Annotated in this window: 22 protein-coding genes; 11 read left to right on the forward strand and 11 right to left on the reverse strand. The window is 68.4% G+C overall.

Features of this window, described 5'->3' with window-relative positions:
- Nucleotides 1-1,001: 1,001 nt before the first annotated feature.
- From ABGB08_RS14360 to ABGB08_RS14370, 3 genes are all read left to right on the forward strand, one after another.
- Complete coding sequence (locus ABGB08_RS14360) at nucleotides 1,002-1,721, forward strand: CAP domain-containing protein (protein WP_347590300.1); 720 nt, start codon at nucleotides 1,002-1,004, stop codon at nucleotides 1,719-1,721.
- A gap of 227 nt (nucleotides 1,722-1,948) precedes the next feature.
- A complete protein-coding gene (locus tag ABGB08_RS14365; protein WP_347590302.1) occupies nucleotides 1,949-2,443 on the forward strand; it encodes a hypothetical protein in 495 nt (164 codons plus the stop codon).
- 346 nt (nucleotides 2,444-2,789) lie between these two features.
- The gene (locus ABGB08_RS14370) at nucleotides 2,790-3,305 is read left to right on the forward strand and encodes a methylated-DNA--[protein]-cysteine S-methyltransferase (RefSeq protein WP_347590304.1); all 516 of its coding nucleotides are present in this window, start codon (nucleotides 2,790-2,792) and stop codon (nucleotides 3,303-3,305) included.
- A 306-nt stretch (nucleotides 3,306-3,611) separates the two neighbouring features.
- Here ABGB08_RS14370 and ABGB08_RS14375 read toward each other — a convergent pair whose 3' ends face one another.
- The gene (locus tag ABGB08_RS14375) at nucleotides 3,612-3,941 is read right to left on the reverse strand and encodes an Rv0909 family putative TA system antitoxin (protein WP_347590306.1); all 330 of its coding nucleotides are present in this window, start codon (nucleotides 3,939-3,941) and stop codon (nucleotides 3,612-3,614) included.
- A gap of 40 nt (nucleotides 3,942-3,981) precedes the next feature.
- On the reverse strand, nucleotides 3,982-4,176 hold the full coding sequence (locus ABGB08_RS14380) for an antitoxin (RefSeq protein ID WP_347590308.1): 195 nt from the start codon (nucleotides 4,174-4,176) through the stop codon (nucleotides 3,982-3,984).
- A gap of 77 nt (nucleotides 4,177-4,253) precedes the next feature.
- Here ABGB08_RS14380 and miaA point away from each other — a divergent pair, with 77 nt between their 5' ends.
- The 4 genes from miaA to ABGB08_RS14400 all read left to right on the forward strand — a co-directional run bounded on the left by miaA (nucleotide 4,254) and on the right by ABGB08_RS14400 (nucleotide 9,168).
- Complete coding sequence (miaA, locus tag ABGB08_RS14385) at nucleotides 4,254-5,165, forward strand: tRNA (adenosine(37)-N6)-dimethylallyltransferase MiaA (RefSeq protein ID WP_347590310.1); 912 nt, start codon at nucleotides 4,254-4,256, stop codon at nucleotides 5,163-5,165.
- Nucleotides 5,153-5,968, forward strand: a complete 816-nt coding sequence (gene dapF, locus ABGB08_RS14390) for a diaminopimelate epimerase (RefSeq protein ID WP_347590312.1) — start codon at nucleotides 5,153-5,155, stop codon at nucleotides 5,966-5,968. The genes miaA and dapF overlap by 13 nt, the downstream gene beginning before the upstream one ends.
- Nucleotides 5,969-6,087: 119 nt before the next feature.
- Nucleotides 6,088-8,373 (forward strand): tetratricopeptide repeat protein, encoded by a 2,286-nt coding sequence (locus ABGB08_RS14395; RefSeq protein WP_347590314.1) that lies wholly within the window; start codon nucleotides 6,088-6,090, stop codon nucleotides 8,371-8,373.
- Between the two features lie 33 nt (nucleotides 8,374-8,406).
- Complete coding sequence (locus ABGB08_RS14400) at nucleotides 8,407-9,168, forward strand: SDR family oxidoreductase (protein WP_347590316.1); 762 nt, start codon at nucleotides 8,407-8,409, stop codon at nucleotides 9,166-9,168.
- Between the two features lie 264 nt (nucleotides 9,169-9,432).
- Here the strand turns inward: ABGB08_RS14400 and ABGB08_RS14405 are convergent, their stop codons facing one another.
- Complete coding sequence (locus ABGB08_RS14405) at nucleotides 9,433-9,918, reverse strand: nitroreductase family deazaflavin-dependent oxidoreductase (protein ID WP_347590318.1); 486 nt, start codon at nucleotides 9,916-9,918, stop codon at nucleotides 9,433-9,435.
- 153 nt (nucleotides 9,919-10,071) lie between these two features.
- Between ABGB08_RS14405 and ABGB08_RS14410 the strand changes: the two genes are divergently transcribed.
- The 3 genes from ABGB08_RS14410 (at nucleotide 10,072) to ABGB08_RS14420 (ending at nucleotide 12,742) form a co-directional block, all read left to right on the forward strand.
- Nucleotides 10,072-10,872: an SgcJ/EcaC family oxidoreductase gene (locus tag ABGB08_RS14410; protein ID WP_347590320.1), complete on the forward strand. Its 801-nt coding sequence runs from the start codon at nucleotides 10,072-10,074 to the stop codon at nucleotides 10,870-10,872.
- 67 nt (nucleotides 10,873-10,939) lie between these two features.
- Nucleotides 10,940-11,887: a sigma-70 family RNA polymerase sigma factor gene (locus tag ABGB08_RS14415; RefSeq protein WP_347590322.1), complete on the forward strand. Its 948-nt coding sequence runs from the start codon at nucleotides 10,940-10,942 to the stop codon at nucleotides 11,885-11,887.
- A gap of 99 nt (nucleotides 11,888-11,986) precedes the next feature.
- On the forward strand, nucleotides 11,987-12,742 hold the full coding sequence (locus ABGB08_RS14420; protein WP_347590324.1) for an HNH endonuclease family protein: 756 nt from the start codon (nucleotides 11,987-11,989) through the stop codon (nucleotides 12,740-12,742).
- Nucleotides 12,743-12,781: 39 nt separating this feature from the next.
- Here the strand turns inward: ABGB08_RS14420 and ABGB08_RS14425 are convergent, their stop codons facing one another.
- The 8 genes from ABGB08_RS14425 to aceB all read right to left on the reverse strand — a co-directional run bounded on the left by ABGB08_RS14425 (nucleotide 12,782) and on the right by aceB (nucleotide 21,124).
- Entirely contained in the window at nucleotides 12,782-13,888 is a 1,107-nt protein-coding gene (locus ABGB08_RS14425; protein ID WP_347590326.1) for a CU044_5270 family protein, read from the reverse strand.
- Complete coding sequence (locus ABGB08_RS14430) at nucleotides 13,885-14,445, reverse strand: RNA polymerase sigma factor (protein ID WP_347590328.1); 561 nt, start codon at nucleotides 14,443-14,445, stop codon at nucleotides 13,885-13,887. Before ABGB08_RS14430 ends, ABGB08_RS14425 begins: the two co-directional genes overlap by 4 nt.
- A 140-nt stretch (nucleotides 14,446-14,585) precedes the next feature.
- On the reverse strand, nucleotides 14,586-14,813 hold the full coding sequence (locus tag ABGB08_RS14435) for a DUF2277 family protein (RefSeq protein ID WP_155351989.1): 228 nt from the start codon (nucleotides 14,811-14,813) through the stop codon (nucleotides 14,586-14,588).
- 13 nt (nucleotides 14,814-14,826) lie between these two features.
- Entirely contained in the window at nucleotides 14,827-15,567 is a 741-nt protein-coding gene (locus ABGB08_RS14440; RefSeq protein WP_347590330.1) for an IclR family transcriptional regulator, read from the reverse strand.
- Nucleotides 15,564-16,790: a heterodisulfide reductase-related iron-sulfur binding cluster gene (locus ABGB08_RS14445; RefSeq protein ID WP_155360582.1), complete on the reverse strand. Its 1,227-nt coding sequence runs from the start codon at nucleotides 16,788-16,790 to the stop codon at nucleotides 15,564-15,566. The genes ABGB08_RS14440 and ABGB08_RS14445 overlap by 4 nt, the downstream gene beginning before the upstream one ends.
- Entirely contained in the window at nucleotides 16,790-18,076 is a 1,287-nt protein-coding gene (locus ABGB08_RS14450; protein ID WP_347590333.1) for an FAD-binding oxidoreductase, read from the reverse strand. Before ABGB08_RS14450 ends, ABGB08_RS14445 begins: the two co-directional genes overlap by 1 nt.
- Complete coding sequence (locus tag ABGB08_RS14455; RefSeq protein WP_347590335.1) at nucleotides 18,076-19,509, reverse strand: FAD-linked oxidase C-terminal domain-containing protein; 1,434 nt, start codon at nucleotides 19,507-19,509, stop codon at nucleotides 18,076-18,078. Before ABGB08_RS14455 ends, ABGB08_RS14450 begins: the two co-directional genes overlap by 1 nt.
- Nucleotides 19,510-19,528: 19 nt before the next feature.
- On the reverse strand, nucleotides 19,529-21,124 hold the full coding sequence (aceB, locus tag ABGB08_RS14460) for a malate synthase A (protein WP_347590337.1): 1,596 nt from the start codon (nucleotides 21,122-21,124) through the stop codon (nucleotides 19,529-19,531).
- A 137-nt stretch (nucleotides 21,125-21,261) separates the two neighbouring features.
- On the opposite strand from aceB, the gene ABGB08_RS14465 reads away from it, so the two are divergent.
- Complete coding sequence (locus ABGB08_RS14465; RefSeq protein WP_347590339.1) at nucleotides 21,262-21,942, forward strand: DUF4097 family beta strand repeat-containing protein; 681 nt, start codon at nucleotides 21,262-21,264, stop codon at nucleotides 21,940-21,942.
- The last annotated feature ends 206 nt before the right edge of the window (nucleotides 21,943-22,148 follow it).

Below are 22,148 nucleotides of genomic sequence, written 5' to 3' on the forward strand. Positions count from 1 at the left end.
ACCCAGCCCTTTGATCTACCTCGGGGCTTCCGTCCCGCCCTCGCCGGCTTCCGCCCCGCCTCCGCCGTCACCGTGGTTCTCCCACCACCCTCCCTAATCAGAGTTATCGGGTTTGCCTTCGGGCAGACTTGGTGCCAGGGAGCCGCCGGTGGGTGAGCACCCTCCCTCCCTGGGCCCTTCGGGAGCCCTGAACAAAGATCGTGCCCCCTCCGGTCGGCCGGGAAAGTTGATCGCTGCTGGGATGTCGTGCCCACCCCTGTTCGCCGGGGGTGTGAGCACTTGTTGATTAGGTCGCCGATGGTTCTCCCATCCGCCCAGCCCTAATCAGGACTATCGGGTTGCCTTCGGGACTCATTGCGCCGAATCACCACCGTCACTGACCGGTGATTTCGTGCAGGACTTCGTAGCAGTAGTCGCGGCGGATGTCGTGGAAGGTGGCACAAGGGTCGGGGATTCTTGTGGTTGGTTTTGGCCTTGTTGCCTGGGTTGTCGCGGGTGGGAGGGGTCTGGGGGGCAGGCTGATCTTGCTTTTGATGGGGGTAGGGGCGGTTGGTGGGGGTTTGAGGGTGGGGAGTGGGAGGGGGCGGGAGCCGAGGAGGCCGCCGGCCAGGGGGCCTAGGTTGGTGAGGGCTTCGGGGAGTGTGGGCAGCGGGGTTATGGGAGGTGGGGTGGGGGTTTGGTGATCGTCTGGGGGGACTGGGCCGCCTGATGGAGGGAGGGCGTTTTGGCTGGAAGTTTGTTCTGTGAAGGGCGTTTGGCCGGAGGTCTCTTCGAAGGTGATGGCGAGCCAGACGCCTAAGCCGGCGGTGGCGAGGACGGTGGTTGCGCCTGCCGTGGCCAGCAACGTTCGGGGCCAGTTTGTGCGTGGTGATGAGAAGTCCGGCAATGTCGTAATTCTTTCGTGATTCCTGCGCCGTGAATTCGTTATTGGGTTTAGTGTGGTCGCTCATCCACGCGGGAGGCACGGATTTCCCCAAGACATCGGCAAGGAGGGTTCGCGGATGCCCCGGTTTGGGCGGCGCAGTGCCTGGTTGGCCATCGGCCTGAGCGCTCTCGTGTTCGGTGCGGTCGGGTGCGGATCGAGTGGTAGCCGGGTGGCCGGGGATCTGACGGAGGAATCACCGGTTCCGGTCGACTCGTACGTGGTGCCCACGAAGCCGTCCGCCAGCGGTTCCAAACCACGCAAGCCGAGTCCAACGGCCAAGGCGCGGAGAATCTCCAAGCCCGGGTCCGCTGTTGCCGACGCACGGGGATCTGAGGATAAATCCGGACGTCTCGGCAGTGTTCCCAAACGTTCCGCCACCTCCCCGACCCAACCGGAACGCCGGACGGACGCGGCGCAGCGGTCGCTGGAAGACGAGGCCGTGCGGTTGACCAATGCCGCTCGCCAGCGGGAAGGGTGCAGAGCGTTGCGTACGGAAGAACGGTTGCGCACAGCCGCCCGGGCGCACTCCGCCGACATGGCCGCGCGCCGCTACTTCAGCCACGATTCGCTCGACGGCCGTTCCCCGTGGGACCGGATCAGGGCCACCGGCTACGCCTACCCCGCCGCCGAGAACATCGCCCGAGGTCAGCGCACCCCCCGCGAGGTGGTCGACGCCTGGCTTGACAGTCCCGGTCACCGCGCCAACATCATGAACTGCGACCTCAAAGCCATCGGCATCGGCGTACGGCTCGGCACCGGCGGCCCGTGGTGGACCCAGAACTTCGGCTCCCGCTGATTCGTCCCCGCTGGGCCCCCTAGCCTTGGCGTCGAGGCCGGGCATGCCGGAGACCGTCGCCGGGATTTGTCCCCGGCCGATTCGTCCGAAACCGCCCCTGACCTGCCCGTTAGATGCCTAAAACATCATTTTTGTGCATCTCTTTCTTGTTCTTGGCTAGTCTGGCGGAACCCTTCGGAAGCCGTTGAGGTTCCCGAGCAGCAGCCAACCCGCAGGGAGTTCCCCCGATGGACGGATCCACGCCAACCGGCAGAAACCGCCCCAAACGACCGCGCTCGCGCGGCAATCCTCGCGCCATCCTGATCGGCGTCGCCCTGGTGGCGGCCGCCGTGGGGGGTGGCGGGGTTGTGTACGCGATGTCCAGTAACGACACTCCTGTCACGCAACCAGCCCCTACCTCTACCACTTCGGAGGACGCCACCGCTCCGCTCGCCGACGATCCCGCGGAAGACCCCGCCGAATCCGGAGAACCGGACGGGTCCACCGAGCCGGAGGCCAATCCCGCCGGTGGTGACCCGGGCAACAGCGCCCAAGGCGGCCAAGCCGATCCCCCCGCCCAGAACTCCACCACCAAGAAGGACAAACCAACCGAAACAACCCCCAAGACCCCCGCGACTACCAAGCCCAAACCCACGACAGGCCCCACTGACAACCCTGACGAGATCGACCGGGGCAGCGGCGCGGGCGCGGTCGAACCCGGAGGCCCGGTCGGCGGCTATTAACCAGAAGCTGTCCCAGGGGCAGCCGTCGGCCATCGACTCACCGCCGCAGCTGTCCAGATCGCGACTTTCCTCTTAATACGAGGCATCACCCCGTCGTGTGCCACCCGGTCGGGAAAGGCCATTACCGTCCAGGTTGCACAGGGCAAGATCACGGCGTCGCCGGAGTGAAACCCCGCGCTTCCGGCTACGGACGCCTCGTCGATTCGGCAGGTTTCGTGGGTGAGGGATCGGGGAAGCCCTCGCTCAGAAAGGCCCGTGCGGTGCGGTATTCCGCACGGGCCTCTCTATGTCTCGCGCCGGAATCGCCCGCGCCGAAACTGTCGGTGGCAGGGCGGAGAATGAGGGCATGACTGAGACGGTTGCCTTCGGGAGTGTTCCCACCGACCTGGGAGATGTGCTGGCCGCAGTCACTCCGGCCGGGGTCGCGGGGATGAACTTCCGGGACTCCAAGCGGGCTCGAGAGCGGTTCGCCGCGCGGTTAGGGTTGCCGATCGTCGAGGATGACGCGCGGGTGAGCCAGGTGCGGGCGGAACTGGCGGCCTACTTCGCGGGCGAGTTACGGGAGTTCACCGTCGCCGTCGACTGGCGGTTGATGTCGGGAAGCCAGCGCCGCGTGCTCGGGCTGCTTTATGAGTCGGTGCCGTTCGGCAAGGTGGTCACCTACGGCGATCTGGCCGACGAGACGGGCGTGCCCGCCAGGGGGATCGGATCGATCATGGGAAGCAATCCGATTCCGATCATCGTGCCGTGCCATCGCGTCGTGGCAGGGGATGGGCTCGGCGGGTTCAGCGGCGGCGACGGCGTGGAGTCCAAGCGCTGGCTGCTCACTCACGAAGGCCAGCTGCCGTTGGCGCTCTTCTAGGAGGGAGGCCCACCGTTCTGTGTGGGGCTTCGGGGAGGCCTCTGGGCGGCCTGGCAGAGTTTCGCGGGCTAGTCCGTTCAGCGGTTGTGCGTGGGGGTTGATGCCGCCTCAGTCCCGTGAAGCGGGGTGGCCGTGAAAGCGTGGGCCGGGTCGCACATGTGTTTTGGGGGCAAAGCGGAGCCGCGAAAGCCATGGTCGCACCTTGGGGAGTAGAGCGAGGTGGCGAAAGCGGGCCGGGCTGACATGCCGTTTGGGGTGAAGCAGGAGCCGCCCCTAGGTTAGGGCGGCTCCAGTGGTGGGTGGGGGTTAGCCGGGCTCGCCGTCGATCTTGTCGGCGGCCCTTCTGGCGGCGTCGGCGCCCTTGTTGATCTGGTCGCGGTATTTGCCGCCCGTGGCCCTGTCGGCTGCGCGTGCGGCGCTGTCGATGCCGTCCATGACCTTGTCCTCGACCTTGTCGCGCATGCCGCCGGACTTGTTCCGCGGGTCCTGCTTCATGCCGTCGGCCCGATCCTTGGCGGAGTCCGCGCCCTGGCGCATCCTGACGTTCTCGCCGGTGGCCTTCGGCTGCGAGGGGGTGTTCCGCACCTTGTCTCCGGCGCCGCCGAAGATCTCCCGTACCTTGTGAAAGAACGACATTGTGTCCTCCGCGAGTGTGACTGGCGCCGTCAGGGCGGGATCAGCCGGGCTGGCCGTCGATCTTGTCGGTGGCCTCCTTGGCCTTTTCGGCGGCGGTGTCGACGTACTTGTCGTACGTGCCGCCGGTCTTCTCCTTGGCGATGTCCGCCGCCTTGTCGACGCCCTTGTTGGCGGCGTCCTCCACCTTGTCGGCGTGGCCGACGAGCTTCTCCTTGACTTTGTCGAAGATCGACATCTTGAAATCCCCCGTTTCGCGGCGCGACGTGGCACCGTACGACTAATTGTTACCCCGGGGCTTGGGACACTTACCGGGTGGGGCAGCTACCAGTGATCGCCGTCGTGGGGCCCACGGCGGCCGGAAAGTCCGATCTGGCCGTCGATTTGGCGTTGCGGCTGGGCGGCGAGGCCATCAACGCGGACTCGATGCAGCTTTACCGAGGAATGGATATCGGTACGGCCAAGCTGACCATCCCCGAACGAAAAGGTGTATTGCATCATTTACTCGACATATGGGACGTTACTCGCACGGCCAGTGTCGCCGAGTACCAGAAGCTGGTCCGCCCGCTGATCCACGACCTGCGGAGCAGGGGCGTGGCCGCGATCCTGGTCGGCGGCTCAGGTCTGTACGTCCGGGCGGCGCTGGACGATCTTGAGTTCCCGGGGACGGACCCCGACATCCGCTCCCGGCTGGAGCGCGAGCTGGCCGAGTCGGGCCCAGCCGCCCTGTACGCCCGGCTGGCCGAAGCCGATCCGGCCGCCGCCGCCGCGATCCTGCCCACCAACGGCCGCCGCATCGTCCGCGCCCTGGAGGTCATCGAGTTCTCCGGCCGCCCGTTCTCGGCCACGATGCCGTCCTACGACTCGGTCTACCCGAGCGTCCAGATCGGCCTGGAAGTCCCCCGGCCGGAGCTGGACGAGCGGATCGAGCTCCGGGTCGAGCGCATGTGGGAGGCAGGGTTCGTGGACGAAGTCCGTACGCTCAGGGAAGAGGGCCTGGCGGGCGGGCTGACCGCCAGCCGAGCCCTCGGGTATGCCCAGGTGCTGCGGTTTCTGGACGGCGAGTGGTCGGAAGAGGAGGCGCGGGCCGAAACGGTCAGGGCGACCAGGAGGTTCGCGCGCCGGCAGGAGTCCTGGTTCCGCCGCGATCCCCGGGTGCGGTGGCTGCCGTATGACGCGCCTGACCTTGTCGATCAGGCCGCTAGGCTGGCGACATGCGGTTTGTGAAGGGGCATGGGACGGAGAACGACTTCGTCATCCTGCCTGATCCCGAAGGGCGGCTGGACCTGTCCGCGGAGCTGGTCTCCCGGTTGTGCGACCGGCGGGCCGGGATCGGCGGCGACGGAATCCTGCGGGTCGTGCCGTCCACGTTCGTGGCCGAGGCCGAGCGATACGCCGCCCAGGCCGAGTGGTTCATGGACTATCGCAACGCCGACGGCAGCGTGGCCGAGATGTGCGGGAACGGCGTGCGCGTCTTCGCCCGCTACCTCGTCGACGCGGGGCTGGCCACCGCCGGGGAGTTCGGCGTCGCGACCCGGGATGGCGTGAAGCGGGTCAGGCTCGGCATGGCGGGGGACGTGACCGTCGACATGGGCCGGCCCAAGATCCTCGGCGAGAGCCGTACCTGGCTGAACGGGCGGGAGTATCGCGGTCTGAACGTGAACATGGGCAATCCGCACCTGGCCTGCGTGATCGACGACCCGGTCACCGAGCTCGATCTGGACGCCCAGCCACGCTATGACCACGCGGTCTACCCCGACGGCGTCAACATCGAGCTGATCAACCCGGTGGGCGACCACGCCGTCTCCATGCGCGTCTACGAGCGCGGCTCCGGCGAGACCCGCTCCTGCGGCACCGGCGCGGTGGCCACCGCCGTGGCGGCCGCGTACGCCTCCGGTGAGAAGACCGGGGTCTGGAAGGTCCGCGTGCTCGGCGGCACCCTGAAGATCACACTCGACCCCGACACCAGTTACCTCACCGGTCCGGCCGCTCTGGTCGCCTCCGGTGAGTACCACGACATCGCGATTTAGACCTAAAAGCCCCGAAGAACGCGGCATTTGGGGGCGTATCCATCTCTTGTGGCGGGTGGGTTCGGCGTTGACGCGCGCGCGTTTGGGACATGGTCGGTGACCTGGCAGACTGACTGCCCATGGACGTGGACATCTGGTCGTGGGTCGGTGGCACCCAGCGGCAACTTCATGAAGCCGGAAACGCCGGTTTGGCGATGGCGCTGGGCGACGTGCCCGCCCAGGCGCTGGAGGGGCGATACGGCCAGCTCGACGTCGTGGCCCCAGCCGTCGCGCAGCAGGCGGAGGAGCTGGAACAGCCGTGGCTGGAGCTCTTCGCGCGATACTGGCATGTGATCGGCCGGGTGGGTGACCGGGCCAACGGCGCCGTCGCCCTCGCGGACGCTCGGGAACTGGCAGATTTCGCCCAGCGGTCCGATGTCAGCGACTGCCCGGCCGCTTCGGCCGCCGCGGAGGCGCTGGCGATCACCCTGGCCAACACGGACGGGCCTGGATACGCGGACGAGCGCCTGGCCATCCTGGGCCGCGCGCTCGGCACGGTCGGTCCCGACTCGCTCGCCTTCTCCGGGCTCACCACGCAGTATGTGTCGGCGCTGCTGGACGACGGCAAGCCGGCCGAGGCCGTCACCTACGCCGAGGCGGCCGTGGAGCGGCTGCGCGGCGCGGGCAGGGAGGCCTCCTGGGAGCTGGCCGCGGTGTCCGCCCGGGCGCTGCTGGCGGTCGGCCGCGGTGAGGACGCGCTGGCCGCCCTGCACGCCGCCAACGGGTTCAAGCCCGACGATCCGGTCGCCAAGGCACGCCGGGAGGGGCTGCTGCACTCCGGCATCCTCACCGAACTGGGGCGGATCGAGCACGCGGTCGAGTCGCTGCCCGACCTGGACGTGGTCGGCGAGCACCCGCGCGAGTGGGTGGAGTGGTCGCAGGTCGTCAGGAAGCTGGCGGCGGGGGCGTCGATCGCCAACAGCTGGCAGCTGGGCCGCGTCATGCGGCAGTGGATGAGCTACTTCGAGACGATGGGCGGGCATCGGGCCCGGGTGGAGCTGGCGCTGACCGCCGGGCATCTGGCGATCGCCCGGCAGGGAGCCTGGCAGGCGCGCGAGCTGGCCGACCTGGCCGAGGCCGCGCTGCCCGACCTGCAGTCCACGGCCGGGCTGCCCGAGCGGATCGCCGAACTGCGCGCGGCGGCCGACGCGGCCCCCGAGGTGCCCCCGCCCGGGCCGCAGGACGAGCTGGTCGCCTACTTCGACGCGGCCGACGGCCGCACCGCGGATCCGGAGCGCTGGGTGGGCTGGCTGTGGCCGCAGTCCGGCAAGGATCTGGAGACCACGCGCCGGCACACCACGACCCTGGGTTTCCTGGGGTACGCGCCGGTGGGCGCCGACATCTACTGGAAGATGATCGTCGTGGACGCCGATCCGGCGAACGCCGAAGAGGAGGACATCGCCTACCTGACCGGTCTGCTGATCGAGGCCGAGCAGGACGATCGGGTGCTCGACCTGGCCTCCCGGCTGAGCTCGCCGGAGTCGCATCTGGCGCTGGCGCGGCTCTACCGGGCCAGGGAGCGGTGGGAAGAGACCTCAGCCGAGGCCGAGCTGGCCGTTCAGGGCGGGGCCGGGCTCGAGGGCCGCCGGCTGTGGTCGGCCGCCGTGCAGCATCTGGGGGACAACGCGGCCGCGGCCGAGATCCTCAAGCCGGTGCTGGCGGAGGGCGCCGAGGGTGAGGAAGAGGACATCTGGCGCGTCATCGTGCTGGCCACCGCCACCGAGGACTGGGTGACCGTGCGCGAGGGCGCGGCCAAGCTGGGCATGCCGCTGCAGTCGGCGGAAGGGCCGATCGAGGAGGAATGGCACCTCATCCGGGCCATCCTGCCCGCGCCTGACGGCAGCCAGCGGGAGGTGCTGGCGGTGCGCACCGGTCCGGCGACCGCGCGCCTGGCGATTCCGCAGCCGCGCGGCATGGAGTACAACGCGGGGGACGTCGTCGTGGTGGACCCGCGACCCTTGGAGCCGATCCCGGACTCCGAGGAGGAGCGCGAGAACTTCGTCATCCCGTTCGCGGGGGTGTCCATCCTCCGGCCGGGTGGTTTCACCAGCTGGTTCTTCGATGGCGCCGCGCCTGGTGAGCACGAGTGGACCGAGTTCAACGAGTTGCTGGCCGAGCGTGGCTGGCCGATGTGGGTCTACAGCGACGACAGCTACAAGGTCACGCATCCGGGCACGGGTGAGCCGCTGCCCGGTGTGTTCGGCTGGATCGCGATTCCGCCGTCGGTCACTCCGGCCGAGCTGGACGCGGTGCTCGACGACGCGACCGAGCAGTGGGTGCATCCGCTGGCCTGGCTGGACCTCTCCCGCGAGGTCGGGGTCGAAGCCGAACGGCACGAGCGGATCGTGAAGGAGTACGGCCTTTAGAACGGGTAGAACGGGGTTCGGTATGGTGGCCGGGTGATTCTGGAGAGATTCCGGCTGGACGGCAAGGTTGTAGTGGTCACGGGGGCTTCCTCCGGGCTTGGGGTCGCGTTCGCGCGCGGCTTCGCCGAGGCGGGCGCGGATGTGGTGATCGGCGCCCGCCGGGTGGAACGGTTGGCGGATACGCGGCGGCTGGTCGAGGAGACCGGTCGCCGCTGTCTCGCTGTTTCGACTGATGTGGCTGTGGCGGAGGATTGCCAGGCGCTGGTGGACGCGGCCATGGGGGAGTTCGGTCAGGTTGATGTCCTGATCAACAATGCTGGGGTGGGTACGGCGGTGCCTGCCCTGAAGGAGTCGCCCGAGGAGTTCCGGCGGGTGGTGGATGTCAATCTGCACGGCAGTTACTGGATGGCGCAGGCGTGTGCCCGGGTGATGCGGCCGGGGTCCTCGATCGTCAACATCGGCAGCATCCTGGGGGAGACGACGGCCGAACTCCCGCAGGCCGCCTACAGCGCGTCCAAGGCGGCGATCATCGGCCTCACCCGAGATCTCGCCCAGCAATGGACCTCCCGCCGGGGAATCCGCGTCAACTGCTTGGAACCCGGCTTCTTCGCCTCAGAAATGACCGACGAATACCCGGATGGCTACCTGGACCGGATGCTCACGCGGAGGGTCCCCATGGGCCGCCCCGGCGACCCCGCCGAACTGGTGTCAGCAGCCATCTTCCTCGCATCCAGCGCCGGCTCCTACATAACCGGCGCCATCCTCCCAGTCGATGGCGGCATCCTGATCACCTAATTAAGCCGTCACCTGTACGACATCCGCAGAAGCTTGCCGGATTTCTCCCCACCCACCCAGCCCTTTGTTTACCCGCGGGCTCCGCCCGCCCCCGCCATCGCCGTGGCTGCCGGCCGAACGACAGCCATGGCATCGTGGCTGTCGGCCAAAACGACAACCACGGCGTCGTGGTTATCACGCCCCCGCCTTTTGCGACGCTGGCGCTCGACCGCCGCCAGGCGGCTCCAGCGGATGCCCATGCTCGTCCTGACCTGGCCGCGCGGATCAGGTCCTCGTTGACGACAGTGGGGCGTCCGCCGATCCTGCTGCGGACACGGGCTCCAGCACGAAGACGGGGATCACGCGGTTGGCCTTCTCCTGGTATTCGGCGTATGGCGGATACGCGGCGACCGCGCGCTCCCACCACTCGGCCTTCTCGTCTCCGGTGATCTCGCGGGCCTTCATGTCCCGGCGTACGGACCCATCCTGGAGCTCCACGTGCGGGTCGGACTTGACGTTGAAGTACCAGACCGGGTGACGCGGGAAGCCGCCCTTCGAGGCCACGGCCGCGTAACGCCCCTCGTGCTCCACGCGCATCAGCGGGATCTTGCGGATCTTGCCGCTCTTCGCGCCGCGCGTCGTGAGAATGACGACGGGCAGGCCCGTGTCCCAGAGCGTCGTCCCCTGCGTGCCGCCCGAACTCTCGTACAGCGCGACCTGTTCGCGCACCCACTGCGCCGGACTCGGCTCGTACTCGCCCTCAAGAGGCATCCCGTTCACCCATCGTCGGATTCGTCATCACCATACTGCCGGGCGTGCGATGGGCCGCCGAACTGCTTAAGAAGTTGCCGGATCCGCGATGAGTTTCCGGATCGGCGTGGGTTGTAGTCCTGACGGAAGTATCGACCCGGAAGGACCGCACTCATGTCCACCAATGAAGAGCAGATCCGCAGCCTGATCGAGCGCTGGGCCGAGGCGGTCCACGGTGGTGACTTGGAAGGGGTCGTCGCCGATCATGCCGAGGACATCGTGATGTTCGATGTGCCGCCGCCGCATGAGGGGGTTCGCGGCATTGAGGCCTACCGGAAGGCGTGGTCGCCGTTCCTTCAGTGGCAGGCGCAAGGGGCTTCGTTCGAGATCGTGTCGCTGGACGTCACCGCTGGTGACGACGTCGCCTTCGCCCAAGCCCTGCTGCGCTGCGGCATGCCCGACGACGACCCGGACCGGCGGCTGCGGCTGACGCTCGGCCTGCGCGAGGAGGACGGGCGGTGGGTCGTCGCTCACGAGCACCACTCGTTCCCGATCACGGATGTGGGTGCGGCCGAGCAGGAGGTGCGGCTGGTGCACCAGCGGTGGTACGAGGCCACCGCGGCCAAGGACCTGGACGACATGATGGCCGCCATCGCCGGTGACGTCGTCTCGTACGAGCATGAGGCGCCACTCCGGTACGAGGGTGTGGCGGCCCTGCGGGAGGTCTGCGCGCGTGGCCTCAACGCGGCCGCCGACGTCAGCTGGGACGTCCCCGACCTGAAGATCCTGGTCAGGGAGGACCTCGCGGTCGCATGGGGGCTCAACCGGGTCCGCGTCGGCCAGGAGTCCGAGAGCTGGTCACGCGGGACCCGGGTGTTCGAACGGCGAGGTGGTGCGTGGGTGCTGATCCATCAGCACCTCTCCTTCCCGTTCGACCCGCGCACCGGCGAGGCGAGTACGGGCCTGCGCCCGTAACGCGATCGCCGCGTACCGTCGGCGGTGGGTCGAGAGCCGGGCTTTCGCAGATCATGAGGGCGGACACATGCCAACGCAGGAAACGCTGCTGGAGGCGGCGCGAGCGGGAGACCCTGTCGCCTTCGAACACCTGGTGGATCCGTACCGGGCCGAGTTGCGCGCACACTGCTACCGCATGCTCGGCTCGGTACACGACGCGGAAGACGTGCTCCAGGAAGCCCTGGTCCGCGCGTGGCGCGGGCTGGCCCGCTTCGACAACCGCGGCTCGGTGCGCCCGTGGCTGTACAAGATCTCCACGAACAGGTGCCTGACGCTGCTCGAACAGCGGCACCGCCGGGAGTTGCCGACCGACCTCACCCCGGGCACCGCACCGGTGACCGAGACCGTCTGGCTCGAACCGTATCCCGAGAGCCCCGAGGCCCGGTACGTGGCGCGGGAGGGCATCGAGCTGGCCTTCGTCGCCGCGCTGCAACACTTGACGCCCCGCCAGCGTGCGGTCCTGGTGCTCCGGGAGGTTCTGGAGTTCTCCGCCGCCGAGACCGCGGAACTGCTGGACACCACGGTCGCGTCGGTCAACAGCGCACTGCAGCGGGCCCGCGCCATCGTCGGTGACCGCCTGCCCGAGCGGGGCAGGCCGGTTGACGAGGACGAAGTCCGAAAGCTGGCCGCGCGATACGCGAGCGCGTGGGAGCTCGGCGATGTCGACGCCATCGTCTCCATGCTGACCGAAGACGCCAAGTACTCCATGCCGCCGCTGCCCGAATGGTTCGAGGGCCGTGCCGCCATCCGGGCGTTCCTGCTGGATAAGCCATTGGCCAGGCGCTGGCGAATGCTTCCCGCGCAAGCGAACGGGCAACTGGCCTTCGGCACGTACATGTGGGACGCGGACCGGGCGGCATACACGCCGGCCGGGCTGGACGTGCTCACGCTACGCGGTACGAAGATCGCCGAGGTGGTTTCGTTCCTCATCGCGGACTTTCCCCGGTTCGGCCTCCCGAGCGAGGTCGTGGACTGATCCCGCCTCGCCCTTCCCATGGCCTGCGTGACCCATAAATGATGGATTTATGGGCATTTGCTATACCTAAGTTGGTGATTTCTTGACTTGGGGGTAGCGGTGCGCAAGGCGATCGTCGGGATGATCATGGCGGTTGTCGTGGTGAGTGGGTGTGCGCCGTTGGACGCGGGCATCGGGTTGGACTCGCCCGGCGATCGGGTCAAGCAGAGCGGGGATGGCGAGGCGACCGGCACCAATCCCCTGGACAATCCGGACGGGACCAAGCCGGGGCTCGCGGCGATCACCTCAGCGAAGGATCGTGAGGCCGCGCGTGAGCTGATCGAGAAGGTCGCCACGAAGGGGCGGGGACCGAAGACCGGCTACGACCGGGATGAGTTCGGGTACGCCTGGGCGGATAACGCGGACGACATTCCGTACGCCCGGAATGGGTGTGACACCCGGAACGACATCCTCCAGCGTGACGGGCAGGAGCTGAAATATCGGGATGGGTCGGATTGCGTGGTCGTGGAGATGACGATCTTTGATCCGTACACCGAGCAGACCGTCGAGTGGCTGAAGGCCGACGCGTCCGAGATCCAGATCGATCACATCATGCCGCTGTCCTACGACTGGCAGATGGGCGCGTCCCGCTGGACCGACGCCAAACGCAAGCAGATCAGCAACGATCCGCTCAACCTGCTCGCGGTCGACGGCTCCATGAACTCCTCCAAAGGCGACTCCGGCCCCGCCTCCTGGCTCCCACCCACGCGCAAGATCCGCTGCTCCTACGCAGTCCGCTTCGCCCAGGTAGCCCTGAAATACGAGCTCCCCGTCACCGCCCCCGACAAGGCCGCGATGCTCGACCAGTGCGCCTGACCAACCCCAACGGATGCCGCGCCACCCTCGTGCCGACCTTCACGACGTGCCCGAGGGCTTCGGCGGCGTTCCATATGGGCTGGTTTCGGGGCTTGCGCTGGAGTCGTTGGCCGGGTCTGGGCTTGGAGCCGGTTCCGGGCAGACGGCGCCGGGGTCGTCCGCCACGGCGGGAACAGTGTCGGTGATCTTCACCTCCAGCTGGGCGGTGGACCCCAGCAGGCTGCCGACCGGCGCCTGAGCCTGGTCCGCGTCGACGACCACCTGACGTTCGCCGAGAAGTTCATACGTCGTGGCGTCGAAGATGATCTCCTCGCGGATCCCCCGGAACTCGCGCCCGGCGCCGAGCCCGTGCCGTCCGGCGGCGTCCTGCGCGTTCTCGGTCACCGTGACGCCGGGAATGGTCGCGGCGGCCTTGAACAGAGCGGCCCGTTGCGCGGGCGGAACGTAGTTCTCGCGAAGAACGTCCCCGACCGCAGTCCACGCCGCCTGATCCGGTCCGCTCCCGTTCCGCCCTTCGTCATAGAGAAGGGCCCGCATCCCGGCCACGTCATCGGGCCACGTGCTGAGCGAGAAGTAGTCGTATCTGGCCCACAACGGTGCCACGGTGTCGCAATGAGTCAGCTTCATCAAGCTGACCTCGCCGATGTTGTCCCACGCGTAATCGGGAACCGGCCAGCCAGGGTAGGCCTTGGGTTCCAGACGCTCGCTTTGCAGCACGCCCGCCCGGGAACCGTCGGCGGACTGCCAGATGGTCCGATTGTTCCGGTAGAGGTATCGGCTCGTCCCGCCCGAACTCACCGCAGTCGCGCTGTACATGACCTGCGAACTGACCTCGATGTACTGATCCGCGCGCGGCCGGAGATCATCGCCGGCGGCCTGCCCGGCGGCCCGCCCGAGCAGCTCCTCGGCGGACATCTTCGCCATCTCCGGCGTGGCCAGGGCCACCGGAACGGCCTCCCGCGCGGGCCCGTTCATGACGGCCACCGCGGTCGCCGCCACGCCGACCGCCAGGGCGCCCGCGAGCACCAGCCGGTACGGCTTGCGCCGCATCACCCCCAACCGGGCGCGTGCGGCGGTCCTGGCTTCAGGCGCGTAAGGATCGACATCGGGACGGATTTCGGCGACCAGCTCGATTTCATCGTTCATTTGGGGGTCTCCAGGTGGTCTCGGAGTTTGGCGCGGATCCGATGCAGCCGGGAGCGCACCGTGCCGACGGGGATGTTCATCGCCTCGGCCGCCTCCTTGTAGCTGAGGTCGGCCCAGGCGATCATGAGCAGCAGTTCGCGCTGCTGGGCGGAGAGCTTGGCCAGGGCGAGGGCCAGCGCCGGGCGCATGGCCTCGGCGCTGGCCCGTTCCGCGCTGCGCTCCTCCTCGTCCACCGTGGTCTCCCGCGGGGCGCGGGCCATGGCCTTGAGCCTGCGCACCTCCGACCGGCGATGGCCGGCGATCAGGTTGGCGGCGATGCCGTACAACCAGGGGCGGGCGTCGGAGCGGGTCTGGTCGTAGCGGTGGCGTTTGCGGAACGCGATGAGGAATGTCTCCGCGGTGACGTCGTCGGCTTGTTCGCGGTGGAGGCGGCGCGCGGCGTAGTCGTGGATCTCGTCCGCGTGCCGGTCGAACACGATGGCGAACTCGTCGGGGCGTTCAAGCGAGGCGCGGATGAGCGCGGCATCGTCGATCCGGGGCAGCGCGTCCGTGTTCACCACGCGTGCTGTCCGAACATGGGAGGAATCCTTCCGTGGGCTTCGCCTCTACTCCGCCGAAGCCCACGAGCGAGTTCCATCCGCGTCAAAAGAGCACGCCGTAACGAAGGCCGCCACGAGAAGGTGGCGGGCCGGGGGGCTTAGGGGGTTGGGGCTGGGCGGGAGCCCCGGATTTCCAGGGAGGCCAGCAGGGCGGTGCTGGCTTCGGTGATGGCGGCAACCGCCTGGTCGAAGGCGGCGGCGTTGTGGGCGGCGGGGGCGCGGAAGCCGGAGATCTTGCGGACGTACTGGAGTGCCGCTGCCCGGATGTCGTCGTCGGTGACCTCGTCCGTGAAGGGCGGACGCAGGGTTTTGATGCTTCTGCACATGGTTCGAGCCTATCTATCGTCCAGATCCGAAGGCTTGTGCGCCGAAATCGTGGGCGATCTTCCGCAGGCCCTGGGCGAGTTCGTCGCGGTTGAGGGCGCTGATGCGGTCGGCCGGTCCGGAGACCGACATTCCGGCCACCACGCGGCCTCCGTCCGAGACGGGCACGGCCAGGCAGTGCACGCCCAGCTCCTCCTCACCGAGATCCATCGCGTATCCGCGCTCCCGGACCGTCACCAGCTCGGCGAGCAACCGGTCCACGCTGGTGATCGTATGCTCGGTCCGGCGGGGGAGACCGGTCCGCCCGAAAACGGCAGCCGCGTCCGCTCGGTCCGCCAGGAGAACCTTGCCGACGGCCGTACTATGCGGTAACACCCGCCGCCCCACCTCGGCGAACATCCGCAACCGCCGCGGCGACGGCACCTGCGCGACATACACCACGAAGTCGCCCTCAAGCACCGCCATATTCGCCGTCTCGCCCGACAATTCCACCATCTTGGTGAGGTACGGCTCCGCCCACCCGCCCACCAAACGCTCGGCCACCTCGCCGATCCGCACCAGCGATCCCCCCAGCGCGTACCGCCGGTCCGACTCCTGCCGCACATACCCCCGGGCCAGCAACGTCTGCAGCAACCGGTGAATCGTCCCGTACGGCAGCCCCGTTCTGGCCGCGATCTCCGAAAGGCCCGCTTCGCCGCCCTGATCCGCCAGGGCTTCCAGGATGTCCAGAGTCCGATCGACGCTCTGCACGCTCATCCGCGCACCGCCGTGCCACGCAGCGACGCGTCCAGCACCTGGGCGGTGTGCGCGACCGGGATCGGCTGCTCGCCGCCGCGGCGCATCGCGGCCGTGATCTGCATCGTGCACCCGGGATTCGCGGAGACCAGCAGCTCGGCACCGGTCGCGCGGACCCGCTCCGCCTTGCGGTCGCCAAGATCGCGGGCGGCTTCCGGCTGGAACAGGTTGTACGTCCCGGCGGAGCCGCAGCAGATCGACGACTCGGCGACCTCGCGCACGGTGAGGCCGGGAATGCCGTTGAGCAATTCGCGGGGCTGGGCGCGGATGCCCTGCGCGTGGGCGAGATGGCAGGCGTCGTGGTAGGCGACGGTCACGTTCAGCGGATGGCGCTTCGCGGCGGGGCCCAGCTCGACGAGGTATTCGGCCAGGTCGCGCACCTTGAGCGCGGCGGCTCTCGCGGCCCATTCGGGTTCGTCGGCGAGGATCTCGGCGTAGTCCTTCATGGTGGAGCCGCAACCGGCCGCGTTCACCACGATGGTGTCGACGCCGGCGCGCTCGAAGGTGGCGATGGTGCGTTTGGCGAATTTCCGGGCGTCGTAGCCGGAATGCAGGGAGAGCGCGCCGCAGCAGCCCTGACCTGGGGGAATGATGACGTCGCAGCCTTCCATGGCGAGCACGCGCGCGGTGGCGGCGTTGACGCCGGGGAAGAACTCGCCCTGCACGCAGCCGGTGAGCAGGCCGACGGTGGCCCGGTAGGGTCCTCGGGCGGGTACGCGTCTGGGCAGGCGAATACGGCGGGCAGGTGGGGGAGCGAGTTCGGCCATCGCGCCGAGTGACGGGTTGACTCGGGCCAGGAAGGGCCGCAGCTTTCCGGCCAGGCGCATCGGGAGTTTCAGCAGGCGCAGGCGGCGCGGGTACGGGAAGAGGGCGAACACGATGCCGCGGATGGCGCGATCGTGCGGGGTCCGGACGTGCTCGCGTTCGACTTCGGCGCGGGTCTGCTCGATCAGGCGGTCGTACTGCACGCCCGAAGGGCACGCGGTCACACAGGCCATACATCCCAGGCAGGCGTCGAAATGCCCGGCCATTTCGGGCGTGATCGGGGTGCCTTCGACGTGCTGCTGCATGAGGTGGATCCGGCCGCGCGGCGAGTCCATCTCCTCGCCCCAGAGCACGTACGTAGGGCAGGTCGGCAGGCAGAACCCGCAGTGCACACAATCCTTGATCAGCTCAGGGTCCATCAGATCCCTCCCACAAAACGCCCCGGAGACAGCCGGCGATCCGGATCGAAGCGCGCTTTGACCCGCTTCATCAGATCAAGGGCGCCGATCGTCCCCCACCGATCAACCCCATTGCCCGCCCCGGAAACCACCACAAGCCGCCCTCCGATGCCTTCCACCTGGTCTCGCAGTCGAGCTATGGCGGTCAGATGGGTTTCATTCGGTACGGCCAGGTGGAGTACGCCACTCGCGGCCGATCCACGCAAGACGTGACCGGACATCGAGGCCGAGGCGACATCGCGGAGCACCGGTCCGATGCTTCCGGGAGGAACCCTGATCTCCGTCAGGATCCCGTCGTCGGGGAGTTCTCCCCACCATGCGGGGGGATTGTCGGTGATCTCCGGCCGAGACAGCAGCCCCAGGGCTGGGTCGTTCCCGCTGGATGCCTCAATGCCGGATATTTCCAGATTAATCATCGCGTGCTGGATGGCCGCCGCCCGGGACGGCGCTGCCGTGCCTTCGAGGAGGACGGACACAGTGTAACCAGGCGAAACGGCCGACCAGTTCAGCTCGATCGCGGACGGCTCGGCCTGCGAGGCGGCCAGCTGGGTCACCAGCGCGCCGATGAGGGTGGCGTAGTCGGGCGGGGAGTCGTTTTGTTCCGGGGTTGGGTATGTGGCGGTCACCCATTTGCGGGTGGGCGGAAGGGGATGGAGGCGGAAGGCCGCTTCGGTGATGATGCCCAGGGTGCCGTACGAGCCGGTGAAGAGTTTGCCCAGGTCGTAGCCCGCCACGTTCTTGACGACCTTGCCGCCGGAGTGGGCGGTGGTGCCGTCCGCGAGGACCACGGTGATGCCGATGACGAGGTCGCGTGGCGTGCCGTACCGGAATCGGCGGGGGCCGGAGAGGGCGGTGGCGAGCAGGCCGCCGACGGTGGTGCCGGGGACGGGGATGTCCAGGGCGAGTTCCTGGTTCTCGGTGGAAAGCTGCTGATTGAGGGATTCGAAGGTCGTTCCCGCCTGCACGCGGACGACGAGGTCGCCGGCGGCGTGTTCCAGGATCTCGTTCATGCAGCACAGGTCGATGAGCAGGTCGCAGCGTTCGGGCGGCGGCCCCCAGTCCAGCTTGGTGCCCCCGCCCACGGGCGTCACCGCGAGATCATGCTCGGCGGCGGCCCGGAGCAGCGCCGCGACCTCCTCGGTGGACTCCGGCAAAGCCACCCATTTCGGCTGAACTCCGGCGACCGCATCGCTGGGATCGGCCGTGCGGATGGTCACCCCGGTCCCGGCCAGCGCGTCATGCGGCATCAGAACAGCTCCGCCTCATACGGATGCGGCTCCTTGCGTACCCTGGGAATCTCGCCACACAGCCGAGGGGTCGGAAACACCTTCCCCGGATTCGACAGATTCCCCACATCGAAAGCACACCGGACGAGCTGCATCGTGTCCAAATCCTCGTCCGTGAACATTCTCGGCATATATCGGGACTTGTCGACGCCGACGCCGTGTTCGCCGGTGATCGAGCCGCCGTACTCGATGCAGAGATCGAGGATGCGCCCGCTCACCAGCTCCGCCCGCTCGCCCTCCCCGGCCACCGCGTCGTCGAACAGCACCAGCGGATGCAGGTTCCCGTCCCCGGCATGGAACACGTTCGCCACCCGGATCCCGAACTCCTCCTGCAACCGATCGATCCCCGCCAGCACCTCCGGCAGCGCGGTCCGCGGCACGACCCCATCCTGAACGATGTACGCCGGGCTGATCCGCCCCACCGCCGCGAACGCCGACTTGCGCCCCTTCCAGATGGCCGCCCGCTCCTCCGCCGACGCCGCCACCCGGATCTCGAACGCCCCCGCCTCCCGGCAGATGCGATCGACCTCGGCGAACTGCAGGTCCACCTCGGCCTCCGGCCCGTCCAGCTCGACCACGAGCACGGCCCCGGCCCCCGCCGGATACTCGCACCGCACCGCGGCCTCCGCCGCCTCGATCGCCAGCGCGTCCATCATCTCGATCGCGGCGGGCACGATCCCGGCCCCGATGATCGCCGACACCGCCCGGCCGCCGCCCTCGATCGTGGTGAACGCCGCGAGCATGGTCGTGACGGCCGCGGGCGCCCGCGACAGCCGTACCGTGATCTTGGTGGCGATCCCGAGCGTGCCCTCCGACCCGATGAACGCCCCCAGCAGGTCGTATCCGGCGTCCATGTCGGACAGTTCCACGATGTCCCCATCCGGGGTCACCAGCTCAAGCCCCAGCACATGGTTGACCGTGAAGCCGTATTTGAGGCAGTGCGCCCCGCCCGAGTTCTCCGCGACGTTGCCGCCGATGGAGCAGATCTGCTGGCTGGAGGGGTCGGGCGCGTAGTAGTACCCGGCCGCCCTGACCGCCTCGGTGATGGCCAGGTTGGTCACCCCCGGCTCGACCACCGCGCGGCGGTTCGCCAGGTCGATCGACAGCACGCGCCGCATGCGCGAGGTCACGATCAGCACCCCGTCCGACCGGGGAAGCGCGCCGCCGGACAGGCCCGTGCCGGAGCCCCGGGCCACGAACGGAACCCGGAACCCCTGGCAGAGCCGTACCACGGCGGCGATCTGCTCGGCCGTCTCCGGCAGCACCACCACGCCGGGCGTCGCCCGGTGGTAGGTGAGGCCGTCGCACTCGTAGGTGCGCAGCCGGACCGGATCGGTGATCACGGCCTCGTCCGGCAGCACCTCCCGCAACCGGCTGGCGAGCAAATCCGTCATACCGCCATCTTCGCTCACGTCACGGCATACGGGCATACGCGGGGAGGGTCAGGAACTCGGCGAAGTCATCGTCCAGCGCCACCTCCTTGAACAGGGCCGCGGCCTGGGCAAACCGCTCCTCGTCGTACCCCGGCTCGGTGGCGATCTCGGCCAGCTCCTCGGTGATGATCCGCTCGACCAGCTCCTTGGTGACCACCGCGCTGGTGTCCGCGAGCCGGATCTCGCTCCTGATCCACTGCCAGATCTGGGAGCGGCTGATCTCGGCCGTCGCCGCGTCCTCCATCAGGTTGTGGATCGCCACCGCGCCGCTGCCGGCCATCCACGCCGCTAGATAGCGCAGCGCGACGTCGACGTTGTTGCGCAGCCCGCCCTCGGTGATCTCTCCCGGCGTCTTGGAGACCGCCAGCAGATCGGCCGCGCTCACGCTGACCTCCTCGCGCAGCCGGTCGAGCTGGTTCGGCCGCTCACCCAGCACCGAGTCGAACACCTCGCGGCAGATCGGCACCAGATCGGGATGCGCCACCCAGGAACCATCGAAACCGTCCCCCGACTCCCGCGTCTTGTCGGCCCGGACCTTCTCCAGCGCGACCTTGTTCACCTCGGGATCCCGGCGGGACGGGATGAACGCCGCCATCCCCCCGATGGCGTGCGCGCCGCGCTTGTGGCAGGTCCGCACCAGCAACTCGGTGTACGCGCGCATGAACGGCGCCGTCATCGTCACCGCGTTCCGCTCGGGCAGCAGGAACTCCCGCCCCCGGGTACGGAACTTCTTGATCACGCTGAACAGGTAGTCCCAGCGTCCGGCGTTGAGCCCCGCGGAGTGGTCGCGGAGCTCGTAGAGGATCTCCTCCATCTCGAACGCCGCGGGATAGGTCTCGATCAGCACGGTCGCCCGGATCGTCCCTTGGGGAATGCCCAGCAGCTCCTGCGCCCGGACGAAGACGTCGTTCCAGAGCCGCGCCTCCAGATGGGATTCCATCTTCGGCAGGTAGAAGTACGGCCCCTTGCCCTTGTCGATCTGCCGCTGCGCGCAGTGGAAGAAGTAGAGCCCGAAGTCGAACAGCGATCCCGACACCGGCTTGCCGTTCACGGTGACGTGCTTCTCGGTGAGATGCCAGCCCCGCGGCCGGACCACGACCGTGGCCAGCTCGGCGTCGTCCTTCAGCGCGTACGACTTCCCGCCGCTGCTGAAGTCGATCGTGCGATCCAGCGCGTCCCGCAGGTTGAGCTGGCCGTTGACGGCGTTGTCCCAGGTGGGGGAGTTGGCGTCCTCGAAGTCGGCGAGCCACACCTGGGCGCCCGAGTTGAGCGCGTTGATGGTCATCTTGCGGTCCACCGGCCCGGTGATCTCCACCCGCCGGTCCTCAAGACCCGGCGCGGGCGGCGCCACCCGCCAGTCACCCGCCCGGATCTCCGCCGTCTCCGGCAGGAAGTCCAGCGTGCCCCCGGCGGACAGCCCGGCCTGCTTCACCTGCCGCGCGTCGAGCAGCTCCAGGCGGCGGGCGTCGAACTCACGCTGCAGGGTGGCGACGAAGGCGAGGGCCTCCGGCGTGAGGATCTCGTCGAACCGCTCCAGCATCGGCCCTTTAATCTCCACGGACGACATCCTTTCCATAATATGGAAAAAGTCTTCTATCACGTGGAATCGACGCTACTTCATCGGTTTTCGGAGGTCAACGTGAGGGTCGCCTCAGGGGGTGTTCGGGGGTATCCCGGATGGGCGCAGCCTCGGGAAATCCGCAGAATCAGAGCATGCGAACAAAGCGGAACCTGGCCCTCGCGGGCGCGGTCATCGGATCGGCCCTGGTTCTCACCGGCTGCGGCCTCGACCTGAACTTCAACAGATCGCAAAGCGTGGAGAAATACGACGTCACCGACAAGGTGACGTCCCTTGCCGTGGACGCCGGCTCCGGCGACGTGATCGTGAACGAGTCCGACCGGACCGGCATCCAGGTCACCGAGACCCTGAACTACCGGGGCGCGCAGCCCACCGACGGGCACGAGGTGTCCGGCGACACCCTGAGACTCGCCTACGACTGCAACGACTGCTCCATCGACTACCGCGTCGAGGTCCCCCGCGGCCTCAACGTGCGCGTCGACACCGGCTCCGGCACGATCACCCTGCGCTCCCTGACCGGCCCCATCGACGTCTCCACCGGCTCGGGCGACATCGAGGCCAACGGCCTGACCAGCAAGACCGCCCTCGCCGACACCGGCTCGGGCGACGTCGAGCTCAGGTTCGACGCCGCCCCCGACAACACCCAGGTCTCCAGCGGCTCCGGCGAGGGCGTCGTCTACGTCCCCAAGGGCACCTACCACGTCACCCTGCAGAGCGGCTCGGGCGAGCACACTGTCCAGGTCGCCCAGGACCCCGCCTCCCCCAAGAAGATCACCATCAAGACCGGCTCCGGCGACGTCAAGGTCCTGGTCTAACCGAGCACCGGGAAGTTGCTCCGGAACACCCCGTGCGGATCCCGGCGGCGTTCGATGTCGCGAAGCCGGGGCCAGCACGTCCCCCGGGAACGCGGCCGAAGGACGGCTCAGCGCACCGCCCAGATGGCGGCCCCGCCGCGTCCCGTACTGCCTCGGCGACCTGGAGACGACTGGGTATCCCCTTGGGTGATTATCAGGGTGCGCGA

It is taken from the genome of Acrocarpospora sp. B8E8, from assembly GCF_039871605.1.
In the GTDB taxonomy this organism is placed as follows: Bacteria; Actinomycetota; Actinomycetes; order Streptosporangiales; family Streptosporangiaceae; genus Acrocarpospora; species Acrocarpospora macrocephala.